This window comes from Halorubrum distributum JCM 10118, assembly GCF_000337335.1.
Classification (GTDB): Archaea; Halobacteriota; Halobacteria; order Halobacteriales; family Haloferacaceae; genus Halorubrum; species Halorubrum distributum.
On record NZ_AOJN01000013.1, the window covers coordinates 91,675 to 108,507 of the forward strand.

General features: G+C 69.9%; 21 protein-coding genes. 13 read left to right on the forward strand and 8 right to left on the reverse strand.

The window, feature by feature from the left end:
* The first annotated feature begins 1 nt into the window (after position 1).
* From C466_RS01190 to C466_RS01225, 8 genes are all read left to right on the forward strand, one after another.
* Positions 2-709, forward strand: a complete 708-nt coding sequence (locus tag C466_RS01190; protein WP_004597414.1) for a 50S ribosomal protein L32e — start codon at positions 2-4, stop codon at positions 707-709.
* Positions 702-1,163: a 50S ribosomal protein L19e gene (locus C466_RS01195; protein WP_004597412.1), complete on the forward strand. Its 462-nt coding sequence runs from the start codon at positions 702-704 to the stop codon at positions 1,161-1,163. Before C466_RS01190 ends, C466_RS01195 begins: the two co-directional genes overlap by 8 nt.
* On the forward strand, positions 1,163-1,720 hold the full coding sequence (locus C466_RS01200) for a 50S ribosomal protein L18 (RefSeq protein ID WP_004597410.1): 558 nt from the start codon (positions 1,163-1,165) through the stop codon (positions 1,718-1,720). Before C466_RS01195 ends, C466_RS01200 begins: the two co-directional genes overlap by 1 nt.
* Positions 1,713-2,360: a 30S ribosomal protein S5 gene (locus C466_RS01205; protein WP_004597408.1), complete on the forward strand. Its 648-nt coding sequence runs from the start codon at positions 1,713-1,715 to the stop codon at positions 2,358-2,360. The genes C466_RS01200 and C466_RS01205 overlap by 8 nt, the downstream gene beginning before the upstream one ends.
* Positions 2,360-2,824: a 50S ribosomal protein L30 gene (locus tag C466_RS01210; RefSeq protein ID WP_004597406.1), complete on the forward strand. Its 465-nt coding sequence runs from the start codon at positions 2,360-2,362 to the stop codon at positions 2,822-2,824. The genes C466_RS01205 and C466_RS01210 overlap by 1 nt, the downstream gene beginning before the upstream one ends.
* The gene (locus tag C466_RS01215) at positions 2,821-3,318 is read left to right on the forward strand and encodes an uL15m family ribosomal protein (RefSeq protein ID WP_004597404.1); all 498 of its coding nucleotides are present in this window, start codon (positions 2,821-2,823) and stop codon (positions 3,316-3,318) included. Before C466_RS01210 ends, C466_RS01215 begins: the two co-directional genes overlap by 4 nt.
* Before the next feature lies 1 nt (position 3,319).
* Complete coding sequence (gene secY / locus C466_RS01220) at positions 3,320-4,801, forward strand: preprotein translocase subunit SecY (RefSeq protein ID WP_004597401.1); 1,482 nt, start codon at positions 3,320-3,322, stop codon at positions 4,799-4,801.
* A 132-nt stretch (positions 4,802-4,933) separates the two neighbouring features.
* Positions 4,934-5,641, forward strand: a complete 708-nt coding sequence (locus C466_RS01225) for a universal stress protein (RefSeq protein ID WP_004597399.1) — start codon at positions 4,934-4,936, stop codon at positions 5,639-5,641.
* 14 nt (positions 5,642-5,655) lie between these two features.
* Here the strand turns inward: C466_RS01225 and C466_RS01230 are convergent, their stop codons facing one another.
* Together C466_RS01230 and C466_RS01235 are read right to left on the reverse strand one after the other, a co-directional pair.
* Entirely contained in the window at positions 5,656-7,038 is a 1,383-nt protein-coding gene (locus C466_RS01230) for an APC family permease (protein ID WP_004597397.1), read from the reverse strand.
* Positions 7,039-7,167: 129 nt separating this feature from the next.
* Positions 7,168-7,968 carry a hypothetical protein gene (locus tag C466_RS01235; RefSeq protein ID WP_004597394.1) on the reverse strand — a complete coding sequence of 267 codons (801 nt, stop codon included), beginning with the start codon at positions 7,966-7,968 and terminating at the stop codon, positions 7,168-7,170.
* 188 nt (positions 7,969-8,156) lie between these two features.
* On the opposite strand from C466_RS01235, the gene C466_RS01240 reads away from it, so the two are divergent.
* From C466_RS01240 to C466_RS01250, 3 genes are read left to right on the forward strand one after another with little or no spacing between them, the layout of a single operon-like run.
* The gene (locus C466_RS01240) at positions 8,157-9,287 is read left to right on the forward strand and encodes a tRNA (guanine(26)-N(2))-dimethyltransferase (protein ID WP_004597392.1); all 1,131 of its coding nucleotides are present in this window, start codon (positions 8,157-8,159) and stop codon (positions 9,285-9,287) included.
* Positions 9,288-9,345: 58 nt separating this feature from the next.
* Positions 9,346-10,668 carry a YihY/virulence factor BrkB family protein gene (locus C466_RS01245; RefSeq protein WP_004597390.1) on the forward strand — a complete coding sequence of 441 codons (1,323 nt, stop codon included), beginning with the start codon at positions 9,346-9,348 and terminating at the stop codon, positions 10,666-10,668.
* A 15-nt stretch (positions 10,669-10,683) separates the two neighbouring features.
* On the forward strand, positions 10,684-11,670 hold the full coding sequence (locus C466_RS01250; RefSeq protein WP_004597388.1) for a phosphatase PAP2 family protein: 987 nt from the start codon (positions 10,684-10,686) through the stop codon (positions 11,668-11,670).
* 111 nt (positions 11,671-11,781) lie between these two features.
* Here C466_RS01250 and C466_RS01255 read toward each other — a convergent pair whose 3' ends face one another.
* The 4 genes from C466_RS01255 to C466_RS01265 form a co-directional block, all read right to left on the reverse strand.
* Positions 11,782-12,231 (reverse strand): hypothetical protein, encoded by a 450-nt coding sequence (locus C466_RS01255; RefSeq protein ID WP_004597386.1) that lies wholly within the window; start codon positions 12,229-12,231, stop codon positions 11,782-11,784.
* A 135-nt stretch (positions 12,232-12,366) separates the two neighbouring features.
* Positions 12,367-12,522, reverse strand: a complete 156-nt coding sequence (locus tag C466_RS16855; protein WP_162832651.1) for a hypothetical protein — start codon at positions 12,520-12,522, stop codon at positions 12,367-12,369.
* An 89-nt stretch (positions 12,523-12,611) separates the two neighbouring features.
* On the reverse strand, positions 12,612-13,589 hold the full coding sequence (locus C466_RS01260; protein ID WP_004599534.1) for an aldo/keto reductase: 978 nt from the start codon (positions 13,587-13,589) through the stop codon (positions 12,612-12,614).
* Between the two features lie 128 nt (positions 13,590-13,717).
* On the reverse strand, positions 13,718-13,912 hold the full coding sequence (locus C466_RS01265) for a hypothetical protein (protein ID WP_004597383.1): 195 nt from the start codon (positions 13,910-13,912) through the stop codon (positions 13,718-13,720).
* A 127-nt stretch (positions 13,913-14,039) separates the two neighbouring features.
* Here C466_RS01265 and C466_RS01270 point away from each other — a divergent pair, with 127 nt between their 5' ends.
* A complete protein-coding gene (locus C466_RS01270) occupies positions 14,040-15,734 on the forward strand; it encodes a cryptochrome/photolyase family protein (RefSeq protein ID WP_004597382.1) in 1,695 nt (564 codons plus the stop codon).
* A gap of 18 nt (positions 15,735-15,752) precedes the next feature.
* On the opposite strand, the gene C466_RS01275 is transcribed toward C466_RS01270, so the two are convergent.
* Positions 15,753-15,998 carry a hypothetical protein gene (locus tag C466_RS01275; RefSeq protein WP_004597380.1) on the reverse strand — a complete coding sequence of 82 codons (246 nt, stop codon included), beginning with the start codon at positions 15,996-15,998 and terminating at the stop codon, positions 15,753-15,755.
* A 99-nt stretch (positions 15,999-16,097) separates the two neighbouring features.
* Positions 16,098-16,277, reverse strand: a complete 180-nt coding sequence (locus tag C466_RS01280; protein WP_004597378.1) for a DUF7470 family protein — start codon at positions 16,275-16,277, stop codon at positions 16,098-16,100.
* Between the two features lie 94 nt (positions 16,278-16,371).
* Here C466_RS01280 and eif1A point away from each other — a divergent pair, with 94 nt between their 5' ends.
* Entirely contained in the window at positions 16,372-16,662 is a 291-nt protein-coding gene (gene eif1A / locus C466_RS01285; RefSeq protein WP_004597376.1) for a translation initiation factor eIF-1A, read from the forward strand.
* Positions 16,663-16,833: the final 171 nt, after the last annotated feature.

The following is a 16,833-nucleotide window of genomic DNA, read 5'->3' on the forward strand; positions in this document are numbered from 1 at the left end:
AATGGCAGACGAACTGGAAGACATCAGCGGTGTCGGTCCCTCGAAGGCGGACGCGCTTCGCGAGGCCGGCTACGAGACGGTCGAGGACGTGAAGGCCGCCTCCCAGTCGGAGCTCTCCGAGGTCGACGGCGTCGGGAACGCGCTCGCCGCGCGTATCAAGGCCGACGTCGGCGGATTGGAGGTCGACGAGGAGGCGGACGCGGAGATCGAAGACGAGACGGACGAGGAGGAGGCCGACGAGGCCGACGCCGACGAGACCGTCGAGACGGAGCTTCGCCCCCGCGGCCACGCCGACAAGACGCCGGAGCTGGACGACGAGACCGCTCGCGCGCTCGCACAGAAGCACCGCGAGGGGAAACCGCAGTTCAACCGGCAGGACTACCACAAGAAAAAGCGGATCCCGACGTCGTGGCGCAAGCCGCGCGGCGGGCTCTCCAAGCAGCGCCGCCGCATGAAGTCGAAGGGCCCAGTCGTCGAGGCCGGCTTCCGCTCGCCGAAGGCGTCGCGCGACCTGCACCCGAGCGGCTTCGAGGAGGTCCGCGTTCACAACACGGACGACCTCGAGGGCGTCGACGGCGACACGCAGGCGGTGCGTATCGCCTCGAAGGTCGGCGGTCGCAAGCGCGAACTGATCGAAGACGAGGCGGAGGAGCGGGGCATTCGCGTGCTGAACCCGACCTACGTCGAAGTGGAGGTCAACGATGAGTGATCTGAAGGCGCAGAAACGGCTCGCAGCGGACGAGCTCGACGTCGGCAAGGGCCGCGTCTGGCTCGACCCCGACGCACAGGAGGAGATCGAGGACGCAATCACCCGCGAGGACGTCCGCGAGCTCATCGAACAGGGAACGATCCGCGCGAAAGACGAGAAGACGAACTCGCGCGGTCGCGCCCGAGAGCGCGCCGAAAAGCGCTCCTACGGGCACCAGTCGGGCGCCGGTACCCGGAAGGGTCGCTCCGGCGCGCGACAGGACACGAAAGACGACTGGAAGGCGCGCATCCGCGCACAGCGGGCCCGCCTGAAGGAGCTTCGCGACGAGGAAGACGTGCTCGACGCCTCCGAGTACCGCACGCTCTACAACAAGGCGAGCGGGGGAGACTTCGAGGACGTCGCCCGACTCGAGGCGTTCATCGAGACGCAGTACGGTTACGAGGTGACGGACTAATGGCGACAGGACCACGATACAAGGTGCCGATGCGGCGCCGCCGCGAGGTCCGGACGGATTACCATCAGAGGTTGCGCCTGCTGAAATCGGGCAAGCCTCGCCTGGTCGCCCGGGTGAGCAACGCTCACGTCAGGGCGCAGCTGGTGACCCCCGGATCTGACGGCGACGAGACCCACGCGGCCGCCTCCAGCGAGGAGCTCGGCGAGTACGGCTGGGACGCCCCCACGGGCAACCTCCCCAGCGCGTACCTCACCGGCTTCCTCGCGGGCGCCCGCGCAGTCGACGCCGGCCTCGACGAGGCCGTCCTCGACATCGGGCTCAACACGGCGACGCCCGGCAACAAGACGTTCGCGGTACAGGAAGGAGCGATCGACGCGGGCCTCGAGATCCCGCACAACGACGACGTGCTGGCCGACTGGTCGCGCACGCGCGGCGAGCACATCGCCGACTACGCCGAGCAGCTCGACGAGCCGCTGTACAGCGGCGAGTTCGACGCCAGCGAGCTACCCGAGCACTTCGACGACGTGCTCGAGACAATCCAGGAGGACCATGAGTAGACACAACGACGGCTGGGAGCCGCGGACGCGACTCGGCCGCAAGGTACAGGACGGGGAGATCTCGTCGATGGAACAGGCGCTCAACTCCGGCCTCCCGCTGAAGGAGGCGGAGATCGTCGACCAGCTCCTCCCGGGGCTCGAAGACGAGGTGCTGGACATCAACATGGTCCAGCGCATGACCGACTCCGGCCGGCGCGTGAAGTTCCGCTGCGTGGTCGCCGTGGGCAACCGCGACGGCTACCTCGGCTACGCGCAGGCCCGCGACGACCAGGTCGGCGGTGCGATCCAGAAGGCGATCGACGTCGCGAAGCTGAACATCATCTCCGTCGACCGCGGCTCCGGATCCTGGGAGGACCAGCCCGGCGGCACCAACTCCCTGACCCGGACGGCGAAGGGGAAGGCCGGCTCCGTCACGGTCGAGATCAAGCCCGCCCCGCAGGGGCTGGGCCTCGCGGCCGCGGAGACGGTCCGCAACATCTTGGAGCTCGCCGGCGTCGAGGACGCCTGGACGAACTCCGACGGCAACACGCGCACCACGGTGAACCTCGCGAAGGCGACGTTCAACGCCTTGGAGAACGCGGCGCAGTCCCGCACTCCGCAGCACGCGCGTGAGGTCCACTACGACGAGGTGAGCGAGTGATGCAGGCGATCGTGCAGCTCCGCGGCGACGTCAACCTCGACTACGGCGTCGAGGACACGCTCGACATGCTGAACGTCGGGCGCGTCAACCACGCGACGTTCGTCCCCGAGACGGACTCGTACCGCGGCATGATCACGAAGGTCAACGACGTCGTCGCGTTCGGGGAACCGAGCGTCGAGGCCGTCGCGCGAACGATCGCGCGACGCGGCGAGCCTCTGGAGGGCTCGGCCGACGTCGACGACGAGTGGATCGACGACAACACCGACTACGCCGACCTGGAGGCGCTGGCCGCGGCGCTCGTCGACGAGGAGACGACCCTGCGCGAGCAGGGCCTCTCGCCGACGCTGCGGCTCCACGCCCCCCGCGGCGGTCACGAGGGCATCAAACACCCCGTGATCGAGGGCGGCGAGCTCGGGAAACACAGCACCGAGGAGATCGACAGTCTCCTGGAGGCGATGCGATGACGAGCAAGAAACGACGACAGCGCGGCTCTCGCACGCACGGCGGCGGCACGCACAAGAACCGGCGCGGCGCCGGGCACCGCGGCGGCCGCGGCGCGGCCGGTCGCGCGAAACACGAGTACCACAACTACGGCCCGCTCGGCAAGCACGGGTTCAAGCGGCCCGAGGACGCCCAGACCGAGGTCCTCGAAGTGAAGGTCCAGAAGCTCGACGAGGACGCGGCGCTGTACGCCGCGGACGGCCTCGCCGAGGCGGACGGCGACGCGTACGTCTTCGACGCGCGCGACGTCGTCGAGGACGGCCACGAGGCGGACGTCGTGAAGGTGCTCGGCGGCGGGCAGGTCCGGCGCGAGCTCCGCGTCACGGCGGACGCGTTCACCGCCGGCGCGGTCGAGCTCATCGAGGAGGCCGGCGGCGAGGCGACGCTCTCCGAGCGCGCCGAAGAGCCCGCTGACGAACCGGAAAACACTTCCGACGACGAGAACGACGAGGCGTAACATGAGCTGGAAGGAGGCCGCCGAACCGGTGCTCTCGCGGATGCCCGTCGTGGAGCGGCCCGCGGGACACGTCCCGTTCAAACGGAAGCTCACGTGGACGGCCGGAGTCCTGATCGTCTACTTTTTCCTGACCAACATCAACCCGTTCGGGTTGGCGGTCGGGCAGGGGTCGGACTTCTTCGGGCAGTTCCGGTCGGTACTCGCCGGCTCGTCCGGGTCGCTGTTACAGGTCGGTATCGGACCGATCGTCACGGCGTCCATCGTCCTCCAGCTGTTGGGCGGTGCGAACCTCCTCGGGCTCGACACGGAGAACGACCCGCGTGACCAGGTCCTCTACCAAGGCCTCCAGAAGCTGCTGGTGATCATCGTCTCGGCGCTGACGGCGGCGCCGATGGTGTTCACCGGGAGCTTCCTTCCGGCCAGTAGCGAGGTCGCGAGTTCGCTCGGGATCGGTATCTTCGGCGTACAGGTGCTGATATTCGCGCAGATCTTCGTCGGCGGTATCCTCATCCTGTTCATGGACGAGATCGTGAGCAAGTGGGGCGTCGGCTCCGGCGTCGGGCTGTTCATCATCGCGTCGGTGAGCCAGCAGATCGTCGGCGGCTTCTTCAGCTTCTCCGCGCTCGGTCCCCCCGGCTTCTTCGCGAGCTGGTACGGCGTCATCATCGGCGACGCGCCCGCCTCGCTGTCGCCGTTCACGGCCGAGGGGCTCCAGAACCTGCTGTTCGACCCGGGGAACATTCTGGCGCTTTTCACCACGGTGTTCATCTTCGGGATCGTCGTGTACGCGGAGTCGGTCCGCGTCGAGATCCCGCTGTCGCACGCCCGCGTGAAGGGCGCTCGCGGACGCTTCCCGGTGAAGCTCATCTACGCGTCCGTCCTGCCGATGATCCTCGTTCGCGCGCTGCAGGCGAACATCCAGTTCCTCGGCCAGATCCTCTCCTCGCAGTGGGCGGGGATGCCGGCGTGGCTCGGAACCTACAGCGGAGGACAACCCATCTCCGGGCTGTTCTACTACCTGAATCCCATTCAGGCGCGGACCCAGTGGATGTGGTTCCTCGGACAGCTTGAGTCGGCGTCGATCGAACTGTGGATGATCGCTATCCGACTCGGCGTCGACCTCACGTTCATGATCGTCGGCGGCGCCATCTTCGCGATCTTCTGGGTCGAGACGACCGGCATGGGGCCGGAGGCGACCGCGAAACAGATCCAGAACTCCGGGATGCAGATCCCCGGGTTCCGCCGGAATCCGCAGGTCGTCGAGAAGGTCATGGAGCGGTACATCCCGCAGGTGACCGTCATCGGCGGCGCCCTCGTCGGGCTGCTCGCCGTGATGGCGAACCTGCTCGGCACCATCGGCGAGGTCTCCGGAACCGGACTGCTGCTGGCGGTCTCTATCACGTACAAGCTGTACGAGGAGATCGCCGAAGAGCAGCTGATGGAGATGCATCCGATGATGCGCCAGATGTTCGGCAACGAGTAGCGCCTCGCAACACCCATTTTTCGCGTCCACCGACCGCAGAGCGACGCGTCTCGCGGCCACCGGTGCGCCGCTTCGCGTCCCTTCCGCCCCCGGATCTCCCCGTTTATTGGTCCGGCCGTCCAAGCGTGCGCCATGGCCGACACGATCCTCGTCCCGCTCGAACTCCCGGACCCCGAGCCGCTGTCGCCGCTGCTGATCGAGGACCTCTCGTCGCTCGACGTGGTGGTGCTCGGGCACTACGACCTGCCCGAACAGACGCCGGCCAGCTCCGCCCGCGAGCAGTTCGGCGACGCGGCGCAGGCGACGCTCGACGAGGTCGCCGCGTCGTTCGCGGACGCGGGGGCCTCCGTCCGGACGCGGCTGGTGTTCGGGAAGGACCGCGCCGCCGCGATCCGACAGGTCGCGGTCGAAGATGACTGCGCGGCCGAGCTCGACCCCGCTCCGACCGAGGGAGTAGAGCGCATCCTCGTGCCGCTTCCGGACGTCGCCGAGTTCGACCGGCTCCCGCGGTTCATCCGCGTCCTGAGCGAGGACTCGACGCAGCGCATCACCCTCTTCCACGTCGTCGAGGGCGAGGAGCGCCGCGAGCGCGGCGAGGCGGTGGTCTCGGAGACCCGAGACCGCCTGGTCGACGACGGGTTCGACGCCGACGCGGTCGACACCCTCGTGGTCGAGGGCGACGAACACGACGAGGAGATCCTCCGCGTCGCGGCCGACTACGACGCGGTCGTGATGTACGAGCCGCAGTCGCGCCTCGGCGACCGCGTCTTCGGAACGCTCGCTGACCGCATCGCGGACGAGACCCGCGATCCGGTCATCGTCGTCGACCGGGACTACTGACGCCGCCGCGGCGGTCAGTCCTGCTCCGTCGGCGCGACGCCGTCGTCCGCCTCCCCGCGACGGGCGCGGATGATCGTCCCGACCGCTCCGGTCCGGTCCGTCCGCGACCGGCCGTACGCGAAGTAGACGAGCGCGCTCCCGACGATGATGCCTCCGGCTCCGAGGATCGGAAGGGTCCCCATCTGCGTGAGCAAGGCCATGCCGCCGAGGAACCCGAACACCTGAACGTACGGGTAGCCCGGCGCGGTGAACTCGGGGTCGTATGACGGGAGGTCCGCAACCCGAAACGCCACGAGCGCCATGTTCTCGAAAGAGAAGACGAGGATCTGGAACGCGCTCGCCAGCTTCGCCAGCTCGATCACCGGGACGAACGCGATGAGCAGCAGCAACAGGACACCGGTGAGGAGCACCGAGTTCCGCGGCGTCTTGAACCGCACGTCGATGGTGCGTAGCGCCGGCGGGAGGAGGTCGTCCCGACTCATCGCGAGCGGGAACCGCGACGAGGAGAGGACGCCGGCGTTCGCCATGCTCGTTAACGCGACGACGGCGATCACGGAGATGAGCGCTACCCCGACGCCGCCGAACAGCGCCCCCGCTCCGTCGGCCATCGGCGTGAGCGACGCCGTCCCGCCCGGACCGCCCGTTTTCAGCACCTCCGGATCGCTCAGTCCCACGACCGCGCCGACGACCGCGACGTACAGCACGGTCATGATCCCCATCGACCCGAGCATCGCGCGCGGCAGGTTCTTCCCGGGCGCTTTCACCTCCTCCGCGACGCTCGCGACCTTCGTCACGCCCGCGTACGAGACGAAGACGAAGGCCGCGGCCGTGACGACCCCGCGGCTCCCGTCCGTCGTGAACGGCGCGTACCGGGCGGTGTCGACGACGAACCCCGCGTTGACGACGTACCCGAGCAGGCCGGCGACGACCAGCGAGACGATGACCGCCTGGATCTGTCCGCTCATCTTCGTCCCGGAGACGTTCAGGGCCACGACGAGCGCGCCGAGCCCCAGCGCGACGTACACCACCGCGCCCTGCGAGAGCGGCGCGAAAAGCAGCAGATACGCGCCGAGGCCGACGAGCGCGAACGAGCTCTTGAACACGAGCGAGAACCACGCCCCGATCCCGGCGATCGTCCCGAACAACGGGCCGAGCGCCCGGTCGATGTATAGGTACGTGCCGCCGGACTCCGGCATCGCCGTCGCCATCTCGGCTTTCGACAGCGCGGCAGGTAAGACGACGAGCGCGGCCAGCACGTACGCGAGGACCACCGCCGGTCCGGCCTTCTTGTATCCCAACGCCGGGAGAACGAAGATCCCGCTCCCGATCATCGCACCCATACTGATCATCATCGTCGGGTACAGCCCGAGACTCCGATCGAGGTCGTGGTGGCCCATTCGACTATGTACGATTATTCGCTCTCACGGTTTATCACCGTCGGAATCGACGGATATGGGCACCCGGGAGCGCCCACCAGACCACAACGTCTCGGCGGCGGACGGCGTCGCCGATCGCGACCGATCCGACTACGAGTCGTCGCGTCGCCCGGTCGCCTCGCCGTCCTCGTCATCCCCGTCGCCGACGGTCTCTTCGACGGTCTCGCCCACTTTCTCCTCGACGGTCTCCTCGACCTTCTCGCCCACCGTCTCTTCGACGGTCTTCTCGACGGTCTCCTCGACTTTCTCACCGACGGTCTCCTCCACCGTCTTCTCGACGGTTTCCTCGACTTTCTCGCCGACGGTCTCCTCGACGGTCTCGCCAACCTTCTCCTCGACGGTCTTCTCGACGGTCTCCTCCACCTTCTCGCCGACCGTCTTCTCGACCGTCTCGCCGACGGTCTCCTCGACCTTCCCGGTGACCTCCTCGCTGACGGTGTCGCTGACGTCGTCGGCGACCTCGCTGACTTCCTTGTTGACGGTCTCGCCGACGCTCTTCTCGACCTCCTTGCTCACGGTCTCCTCGACGGTCTCGCCGACGGTCTCCTCGACGGTCTTCTCCACTTCCTTGCTCACCGTTTCGCCGACCGTCTTTTCGACCTCCTTGTTGACGGTCTCGCCGACGGTCTTCTCGACCTCCTTGTCGACGGTCTCGCCGACGCTCTCCTCGACCTGCTTGCCGACCTGGTCCGCGACCTCGCGGGTCATCCAGTCCGGGTCGAACCGCGCCATCTTCCAGACGACGTGGATCACGTACGAGGCGAACACCCCGATCCCGAACGCGATGGCGACGTTGTTCACCTGGAACGTCGCGATGAGCACGATCGACAGGGCGATCAGCGCGCCGTACGCGATGTCGGTTATCGCGTCGACCCGCGCCGGACTCACCATCCGCGGCCCTCCGTCTCGTCCTCGACTGCGCCGGACCGTCCTCGCGTGGCGTCTCCGTTCATACGTTCACGTTCCGAGCCGACGGCGTAAAAGCCTCCCATTGTCGCCGCCGGCCGCGCGCTCGACGCGTCCGCGACCTCCCGCCCCCGGAGCGCGGTCCTTTTAGCCCGGATGGCCGAACCGAGCGTATGGACATCGAAGAGGGCGGACTCACCGTCTCCGTCCCGGAGGCCCGCGACGGCGCCAGCGAGGGCACCGGCGGCGGCGTCTTCTTCAACCCGACCCAGGAGCTGAACCGCGACGTGACCGTCGCGACGCTGCGCGCCTACCGCGACCGCGAGCCGCGAGCGGCCTCCTATCTCGACGCGATGGCCGCCTCGGGAATCCGGGGCGTCCGCGCCGCCGCAGAGGGGTACGACGTCACCTGCGCCGACGTCGACGACGAGGCGGTCAAGCTCGCCGCCGCGAACCTCGACGCCAACGGCCTCGACGGCGAGGCGGTCCACCGCGACGTCAACGCCCTGCTGTACGACGAGGGCCCGTTCGACGTCGTCGACCTCGATCCGTACGGCACGCCGATCCCCTTCGCGGACGCGGCGTTCGCGAACGGCCGCAACCTGGTCTGCGTCACCGCCACCGACACCGCGCCGCTGTGCGGCGCCCACCTCAACAGCGGGATCCGCAAGTACGGCGCGGTCCCGCGCAACACCGACTACCACCCGGAGATGGGGCTCCGGACGCTGATATCCGCCTTGGTTCGGACCGCCGCGCGCTACGACAAGGCGGCGACGCCGATCCTCTCGCACGTCTCCCGCCACTACGCGCGGACCTACCTCGAGCTGGAGTCGGGCGCCCGCGCGGCCGACGACTGTCTCGACGGCGTGGGGCACGTGGATCACTGCGAGGACTGCCTCTGGCGCGCCGCGACGCGCGGGCACATCGCCGACCCGGTCGACGCCTGCCCGGAGTGCGGGAGCGACCGCGTCCTCACGGCGGGCCCGATCTGGCTCGGGCCGGTCGCGGAGCCCGACTTCGCGCGCGCGGTCCGCCGCGAGGTGACCGACGACATGGGCGAGGCGAAGCGCGCGCGCAAGCTGCTCGGCACCGTCGCGCGCGAGCTCGACACTCCCACGCACTACGACCAGCACCGGCTGTACAAGGAGTGGGGCGAGCCGGCGATCGGCATGGACGAGTTCGTCGAGCGCCTGCGCGGCGCTGGCCACGAGGCCAGCCGCGCGCACTACCGCGGCACGGCGGTGAAGAGCACGGCCTCGGTCCCGGAGATGCGCGAAGCGGTCCTCGGCGGCGACGGGGACTGAACCCCCTCTCGCCGTCGGCACCCACTCGTTTTTGTCGCGCTCGGTCGAAGGGCGGAACGTGTCCAGACACTCGCGCACCGCGTTCGGCACGGCTCGGCGCGTCGTCGACGTCGCTGTCGATCGGCAGGTGACGTTCCTCGCCGCCGCCATCGCCTACTACGCGTTCGTCTCGCTCGTCCCCGCGCTGCTGCTGCTGGTCGTCGTCGCCACCGCCGTCTTCGGCGAGACCATCGCCGCCGAGCTGGTGGCGTCCACGGGCGAGTTCCTCACGCCGGCCGGCGAGGAGGCGGTCGTCGGGGCCGTCTCCTCGGCCGGCGGGCGGACCGGCGCGAGCCTGCTCGGGGTCGGGCTGCTGCTCTGGTCGACGCTGAAGGTGTTCCGCGGGCTCGACACGGCGTTCGTCTCGCTGTACGGCGGCGAGGAGACGCCCGGCCTCCTCAAACAGGTCGCCGACGCCGCCTCGGTCGTCGTCGGCGTCGGCGTCGGCCTCGGCGTGATGGTCGCCGTGGGCGCGTTCGTCGCGGCCGCGGACGCGCTCCCCCTGATCGAAGCGGTGAGCGTCCTCGCCCTGCCCGTTCTCCTCGCGGTCGTGTTCCTCCCGATGTACTACCTCCTGCCGCAGCCGGCGATCGCCGTCCGCGAGGCGCTGCCGGGCGCGGCGTTCGCGGCGGTTTGCTGGACGCTGCTTCAGGCCGGGTTTCAGGTGTACGCCGCGGGCGCCGCGCAGTACGAGGTGTACGGCGTCATCGGCGGCATCCTCTTGTTGGTCACGTGGCTGTACCTCGCCGCCGTCGTCGTCGTCCTCGGTGGCGTGGTCAACGTGGTGCTCGCGGGGCGGGGGACTGGCGGCGACGACTCCGGGGAGGCCGGGGGCGGCGGTCCCGCCGCCGCGTTCGACGGCACCGACCACGCCGCGGACCGGCAGTTACAACAGGACCGCGACCGACCCACGGGTATGAACGGCGAGTCGGATCCCGACGGGGACGACGGCGAACGGCCGCGCGGCGCGCCGGACGTCGCCGCCCTCGAAGCGGAGGTCCGGGAGCTTCGGTCGCAGCTCGACGAGTTCGAGGACGACGTGGAACGCCGCACCGTCGACAAACCCGAGGTCGAGTCGGAGCTGAAGCGGTACGTCCGCTCGCGGATGCGGCGGGGCCACGCCAGGGGCTGGGGGCCGTACCTCGTGCTGCTGTACGGGACGGTGCTGACGCTCGCGGCGCTGACGTCGCTTCAGGGGATCTACGCGGTCGGCGCCATCGTCGTCCTCGGGCTGTCGACGCTCGGCCTCTACACGATATTCGTCGTCGTCGGCATCGGCCTCAACCTGATCGAGACGCCCGGCAAGGCGCTTGACTACGCCCGCCGCCGCGGCGATGACTGACCGGGTGGTCGAGACGTGACCGGACTCGTCGCCGCCGAGCGCGGGGTCGGCGAGTTCGCCGTCGTCGACGCGCTCCCGGAGTTCGTCGTCGTCGCCTTCGCGGCCGTCACGCACCTCGCGGACCCGTGGTTCCTCTTCGCGCTGCTCGCGGTCGGCTACTGGTTCGCGAGCGACCGGACCGCGGGCTCGCCGCGCCGCGCCGGCGCGACCGCCATCGCGGCCGTCACCTGCGCGTACGCCGCGACGGCGCTCGGCAAGGCGTGGTTCGCGGTCGCCCGGCCGCCCGGCGCGATGCCCCCCGCCGACGTCCCGACGTGGCTCCCCGCGCTCCTCTCCGGCTGGTACGAGGCGCAGGTGCTCTCCGACGGGTTCGGCTTCCCGAGCGGCCACGCCACCGGCGGCGCGGCCGCGTACCTCGCCGTGGCCCTCCTGTACGACCGGTTCTGGACGGACCGCCCCCGCTACCTCGCGGCCGGGGCGGTCGCCGTTGCCGTCGCGGCCTCGCGGGTGATCATCGAGGTCCACTACCTCGTCGACGTGCTCGCTGGGCTGGCCGTCGGCGCGGGGACGGTCGCCGTCGCCCTGTGGCTCGCCGGCGACCCGCGCGTGCGGCGCTCGGCGAGCGCGGAGACGGCGGCCGGCCCGACCGGTGCGCTGAACCCCGCCCCGGCGTTCCTGCTCGCGGCCGTCGTCTCGACCGGCTCGCTGGCCGTCGCCGTCGCGGGGGGACACACCGGCGAGGTGGTCGAGGCGGGGATCGGGATCGCCACCGGCGCCGGCGGCGCGGTGGGCTGGCGGCTCGTCGAGGGCGACGAGCCCGCGGTCCCGGTCCGCGTTGCGGTCCCCGCGCTCGCGGTCACCGGCGGGCTCTGGGTCGGCGCGTACGCGCTCGCGGGGACGCTCCCGGTGACGCTCGTCGCGACGACGGCGGCCGTGGTCGCCGTCGTCGCGCTGCCAGCGCTGCCGGAGCGGATCGGGGGGACGAGCGGCGCCCGGAACTGAGTCGTTTTTCGAGCGGTCGTCGCGACGCTGTCGCGGTCGACAGCGCATCCTCGTCGACCGACGAGCGCAGCGCTACCGGGCTTCGGAAAATGGAGGAGAGAATCCGCCGACTCAGTCGTCTTCGAGCGCCTGCGCGATGCGCTGGAGCTGCCGGGTCGCGTCGCGGACCTCGTCGCGGAGCTGGCGCACCTCGCGGACGAGCTCCTCGTTGCCGCCGTCGTCGCCGCGAGCGCCCTGCTCGCCCTGCGCGCCGGGGCCGCCGCCCATCCCGGGCGGGCCGCCCGCGCCGCCGGGACCGCCGCCGCCGCCCATCATGCCGGACATCATCTGCGCGAAGGGGTTGCCGCCGCCTCCGCCGCCCATCCCCGGCGGACCGCCGCCGCCCATCATCTCTTCGGGGTCGGGCCGGTCGCCCTCCTCGCGCTCCTCCTCGCGTCGCTCGCGGATCTCCTCGACGCGCTCGCGGAAGGACTTCTCCTCGCCGTCGTCGCCCTCGGCGGACGCGTCCTGTTCGCCGGCCTCGCCGTTCTCGGGGTCGGTGGCGTCGTCGTCGTCTGCCATGCGCCACGCTTCGGCGGCGCCGCCGAAAAGGGTTGTCGTGGCGTCCGCGACGGTGCGTTTATAAGTCACGGGCGGGCGGCGGCGACCGAACGGAGCCGTACCCGCCACGCGACCGGGCGGCGGTCGCCCCCGCCGTCACGCGCGCACGAGGCGGTGGCAGTTCGGACACTCCGCGGGCTCCCCGTCGCCGCCGGCCGCCGGGACGCGGTCGCCGCAGTTCGGACAGCGCGTCCGGGTACGCGCGTACTCGGTGCGCGACCGGACGGCGGATCGGTCGGTGTCGTCGCTCATGTGTGGTTGACACTCTCTGTCACACAAATAGGTTACCGACATATCCCTAAAACATCATTTAGGCCGTTGCGGCGGCCACCGCGCGCCGCCTACTCGTGGCCGGAGACGCGGACCGGCTCGTATGGCTCCTCCAGCCACTCCAGATCGGAGTCCGAGAGGTCGACGTCGAGCGCCTCGACCGCGTCTTCGAGGTGTTCGACGCTCGTCGTGCCGACGATGGGCGTATCGACCGACTCCTTGTGGAACAGCCACGCCAGCGCGATCTGGGCCATCTTCACGCCCTTCTCGGCGGCGAGCTCCTCGACGCGCTCGTTGACGGTCGGGCCGCCGCCCTCGCGGTAGGGGTGCGCGTAGAGGTGGTCCTCGGTCTGCCCCCGGAGCGTCGCGTCCACGTCCTCGTGCGGGCGGGTCAGGTAGCCGCGCGCGAGCGGGCTCCACGGCATCACGCCGACGTTTTCCTTCTCACACAGCGGGAGCATCTCGCGCTCCTCCTCGCGGTACGCGAGGTTGTAGTGGTTCTGCATCGTCGCGAACCGCTCGTACCCCTCGCGCTCGCTCGCGTGGAGCGACTCCGCGAACTGGTGGGCCCACATCGAGGAAGCGCCGATATACCGGACGTCGCCGCGGCGCACCGCGTCGTCGAGCGCGGCCAGCGTCTCCTCGATCGGCGTCTCGTAGTCCCAGCGATGGATCTGATACAGGTCGATCGTGTCCATCCCCAGGCGGTCGAGTGAGTGCTGAAGCTCCTGTTCGATCGCCTTCCGCGAGAGCCCGCCGGAATTCGGATTCGACTCGTCCATCTGGAAGTACCCCTTCGTGGCCACGACGAACTCGTCGCGGTCGTACCCGTCGAGCGCCTCGCCGAGGACGCGCTCGCTCTCGCCGTCCGAGTACATGTTGGCGGTGTCGAAGAAGTTCACCCCCAGATCGATCGCGCGCTCGACGAGCTCCTTGCCTTCCTCCTCGTCGAGGACCCACTCGCGCCAGTCGGGGTCGCCGAAGCTCATACAGCCGAGACAGATCTTCGAGACGGTGGTGCCGGTGTTCCCGAGTGTCGTGTACTCCATACGCGTCCCAGTTCGAGGCGAGACAAAAAGCTACGCGCGGCGGCGGGGATCGCGGGGAGTCGACCGGATTGGCGGGGCAGGGGACCGCCGGGAGTCAGGCGGATCGAAGACGCGGACGCGGCGGGGCGTTAGTCCCGAAACGACGCGGTGTACACGAGGAACGCGCCGGTGAGGATGACGAACGCGAGGAAGGTGACGAGCGCGAGCACGTTCGCGACCGGCGCGAGCGAGGCGAGGAAGGGCTCGCCGGTCGAGTCGAGCACGAGGACGGCGAGGAGGGCGGCGATCAGGCCGAGCAGCCAGTTCGTGAGGATCTCGTCCATGACTCGCCCGACACGCGGGGGCGACAAAAAGCCGCGGATGCCGCGGCGGTGCGAGGGGTCGGAGACGGCGGCGGCGGCCGCACGGCCCGCCGCCGGAGCTATGTCGCTTGCGCCCCACCGACTTTTCGTGAGCGACCGGACGACCTGCTGGCTGCTCGGCGACCAGCTCAACCCCGACCTCGACGTCCTCGACGCGGCCGACGACGTGCTGCTGATCGAGGCCCACGGGTTCGCCGACCGGAAGCCGTACCACGCCCACAAGCTGACGCTCGTGTTCTCGGCGATGCGGCACTTTCGTGACGAGCTCCGCGAGCGCGGCCGCGACGTGACGTACGTGCGGGCGGAGTCGTTCGGCGAGGGCCTCGACGAGTTCTTCGCGGAGCGCGCGGGACGAGGGGCCGGCGACGGCGGCGACGACGGCGACGGCCCGCGCCTGCGGCTCATGCGCCCGGCGAGCCACGGCGCCGGCGAGCGGCTCCGCGAACTGGTCGCCGAGCGCGGCGGCACCCTCGAGCTCGTCGACAACGAGCTGTTCTGGACGACGCCGGCCGACTGGCGAGAGTGGGCCGGCGGGGAGGAGACGGCGATCGGTGCCGACGGTGCCGCCGACAGAACCTACCGACAGGAGAACTGGTACCGCCACGTCCGCCGCGAGACGGGCGTGCTGATGGACGACGGCGACCCCGTCGGCGGCGAGTGGAACTACGACGACCTGAATCAGGAAATGCCGCCGGACGAGTGGGAGCCGCCCGCGCGACCGACGTTCGAGCCGGACGCGCTGACCCGCGAGACCCACGCGTGGGTGTGCGAGCGGTTCGACACGTGGGGGAACGACTCGCTCGACGGGTTCGCGTGGCCGGTCACCCGCGGCGAGGCGCGCGAGGCGCTCGACCGGTTCGTCCGCGAGGGGCTCCCCGCGTTCGGTCGGTATCAGGACGCGATGGTCGGCGGCGAGCCGTTCCTCTCGCACTCGCTGCTCTCGCCGGCGATCAACCTCGGGCTGCTCGACCCGCGCGAGCCGGTCCGGGCGGTCGAACGCGCTTATCAGGAGCGCGGGGTCGAGCCGGGCGCGTACGACCCGGCCGAGCACGACAGGGACGGCGCGGGATCGACCTCGCTCGACGACTTCGGTGACGGCGCAGAGTCGGAGACACCGTCAGAGCCCGCCCCCGTCCCGCTCAACGCCGCGGAGGGGTTCGTCAGGCAGGTGATCGGCTGGCGGGAGTTCATGCGCCACGTGTATCGCGAGGCGATGCCGGAGCTCGCGGACGCGAATCAGTTGGACCAACAGCGGGAGCTCCCCCCGGCCTACTGGGACGGCGAGACGGACATGCGGTGTCTCTCGGAGGCGGTCGGCCACGTCCGCGAGCACGGGTACGCCCACCACATCGAGCGGCTGATGGTGCTGTCGAACTTCGCGCTCGTGTACGGCGCCGACCCCGCCGAACTGAACGAGTGGTTCCACCTCGGCTTCGTCGACGCCTACCACTGGGTGACGACGCCGAACGTCGTCGCGATGGGGTCGTTCGGGACGGACGTGCTCTCCTCGAAGCCGTACGCCTCCTCGGGGAGCTACGTCAACCGGATGAGCGACCACTGCGCGGACTGCCCGTACGCCGTCTCGCGAACCACGGGCGAGGGCGCCTGCCCGTTCAACGCGCTCTACTGGGACTTCCTGAAGGAAAACGAGGAGACGCTGCGGGGTACCGGGCGGATGGGACTGATGTACTCGCACGTCGACGACAAGGACGACGCGGAGTGGGCGGCGATCCGCGATCGCGCGGACCGGGTACGCGAGCTGGCGGCCGAGGGGGAGTTGTAAGAGTCCAGAACTGCGGGCCTACTCGCCGCTCGCGAGCCGGCGCAGCCGCGGGAGCGCCTGCTCGTAGCCGAGCCCGACGAGCCCGACGTACAGCGCGAGCAGCCCCATGCCGACGGCCCAGGCGCCGAGGACGAGCTCGCCGCCGGAGACGGCGGAGAGCCCGAACCGTTCGAGGACGACGCCGACCGCGGCGGCCGCGCCGGCACCGAGGGTGACGGCGAGGAGTTCGACGAGTTCGACCGCGACGGCAGGTACTTCGACCATACCCGAGGGGAACGGTCGGCGGTTATGACTCTTTCGGGAGCGCCGTGAACGCCGAGCGGGCGTCGACGACGGCCGGAGCGCTCGGGTCGCGCTCGCGGGCTACTTCAGCCCGAACGAGCGCATGGCCGTGTCGACGAGCCCCTTCGCGATCAGGGCGAGGCCGGCGATGAGAAGCATTACGGCGCCGGCGATGACGGGATCGCGGACGGCGATGATGCCGACCGCGACGAAGACGACGAAAACCCCGGCGATGCCTTCGAGACCGAGCGTGTCGCGCATGTCGTCGGGTGGTTCTCGGCTGTCCTTAAAAGGGGATGATCTCGCAGCGGAGAGCGGCCCTTTTATTTCCGCGAACGCGTATCACCGCGTACGCATGAGCAACGGAGACGGCGGCGGTCGGAACGACCTCCGGATGCCCGACGACGACGAGGTGTTCGCGGAGGTCGTCGAGATGCTCGGCGCGAACCGCGTCAAGGTGCGCTGTGCGGACGGGAAACAGCGGACCGCGCGCATCCCCGGCCGGATGCAAAAGCGGGTGTGGATCCGCGAAGACGACATCGTCCTCGTCGAGCCGTGGGACTGGCAGGACGAGAAGGCCGACATCTCGTGGCGCTACGAGAAGAGCGAGGCGGAACAGCTCCGCGAGGAAGGCCACTTACAGTGAGTCAGTGAGCGCGGATCGGCAGTTAACACCGCCGGATCCTCAGCCGCTCATTTATAAATAGCTGACTCCAGAACGACGTCGGACGCCTCCAAAGCCCCAGCCGCTCGCTTATACATAACCGATCGTGGATCGGCGGCGAACGCCTCCAAAGCCCCAGCCGCTCGCTTATAC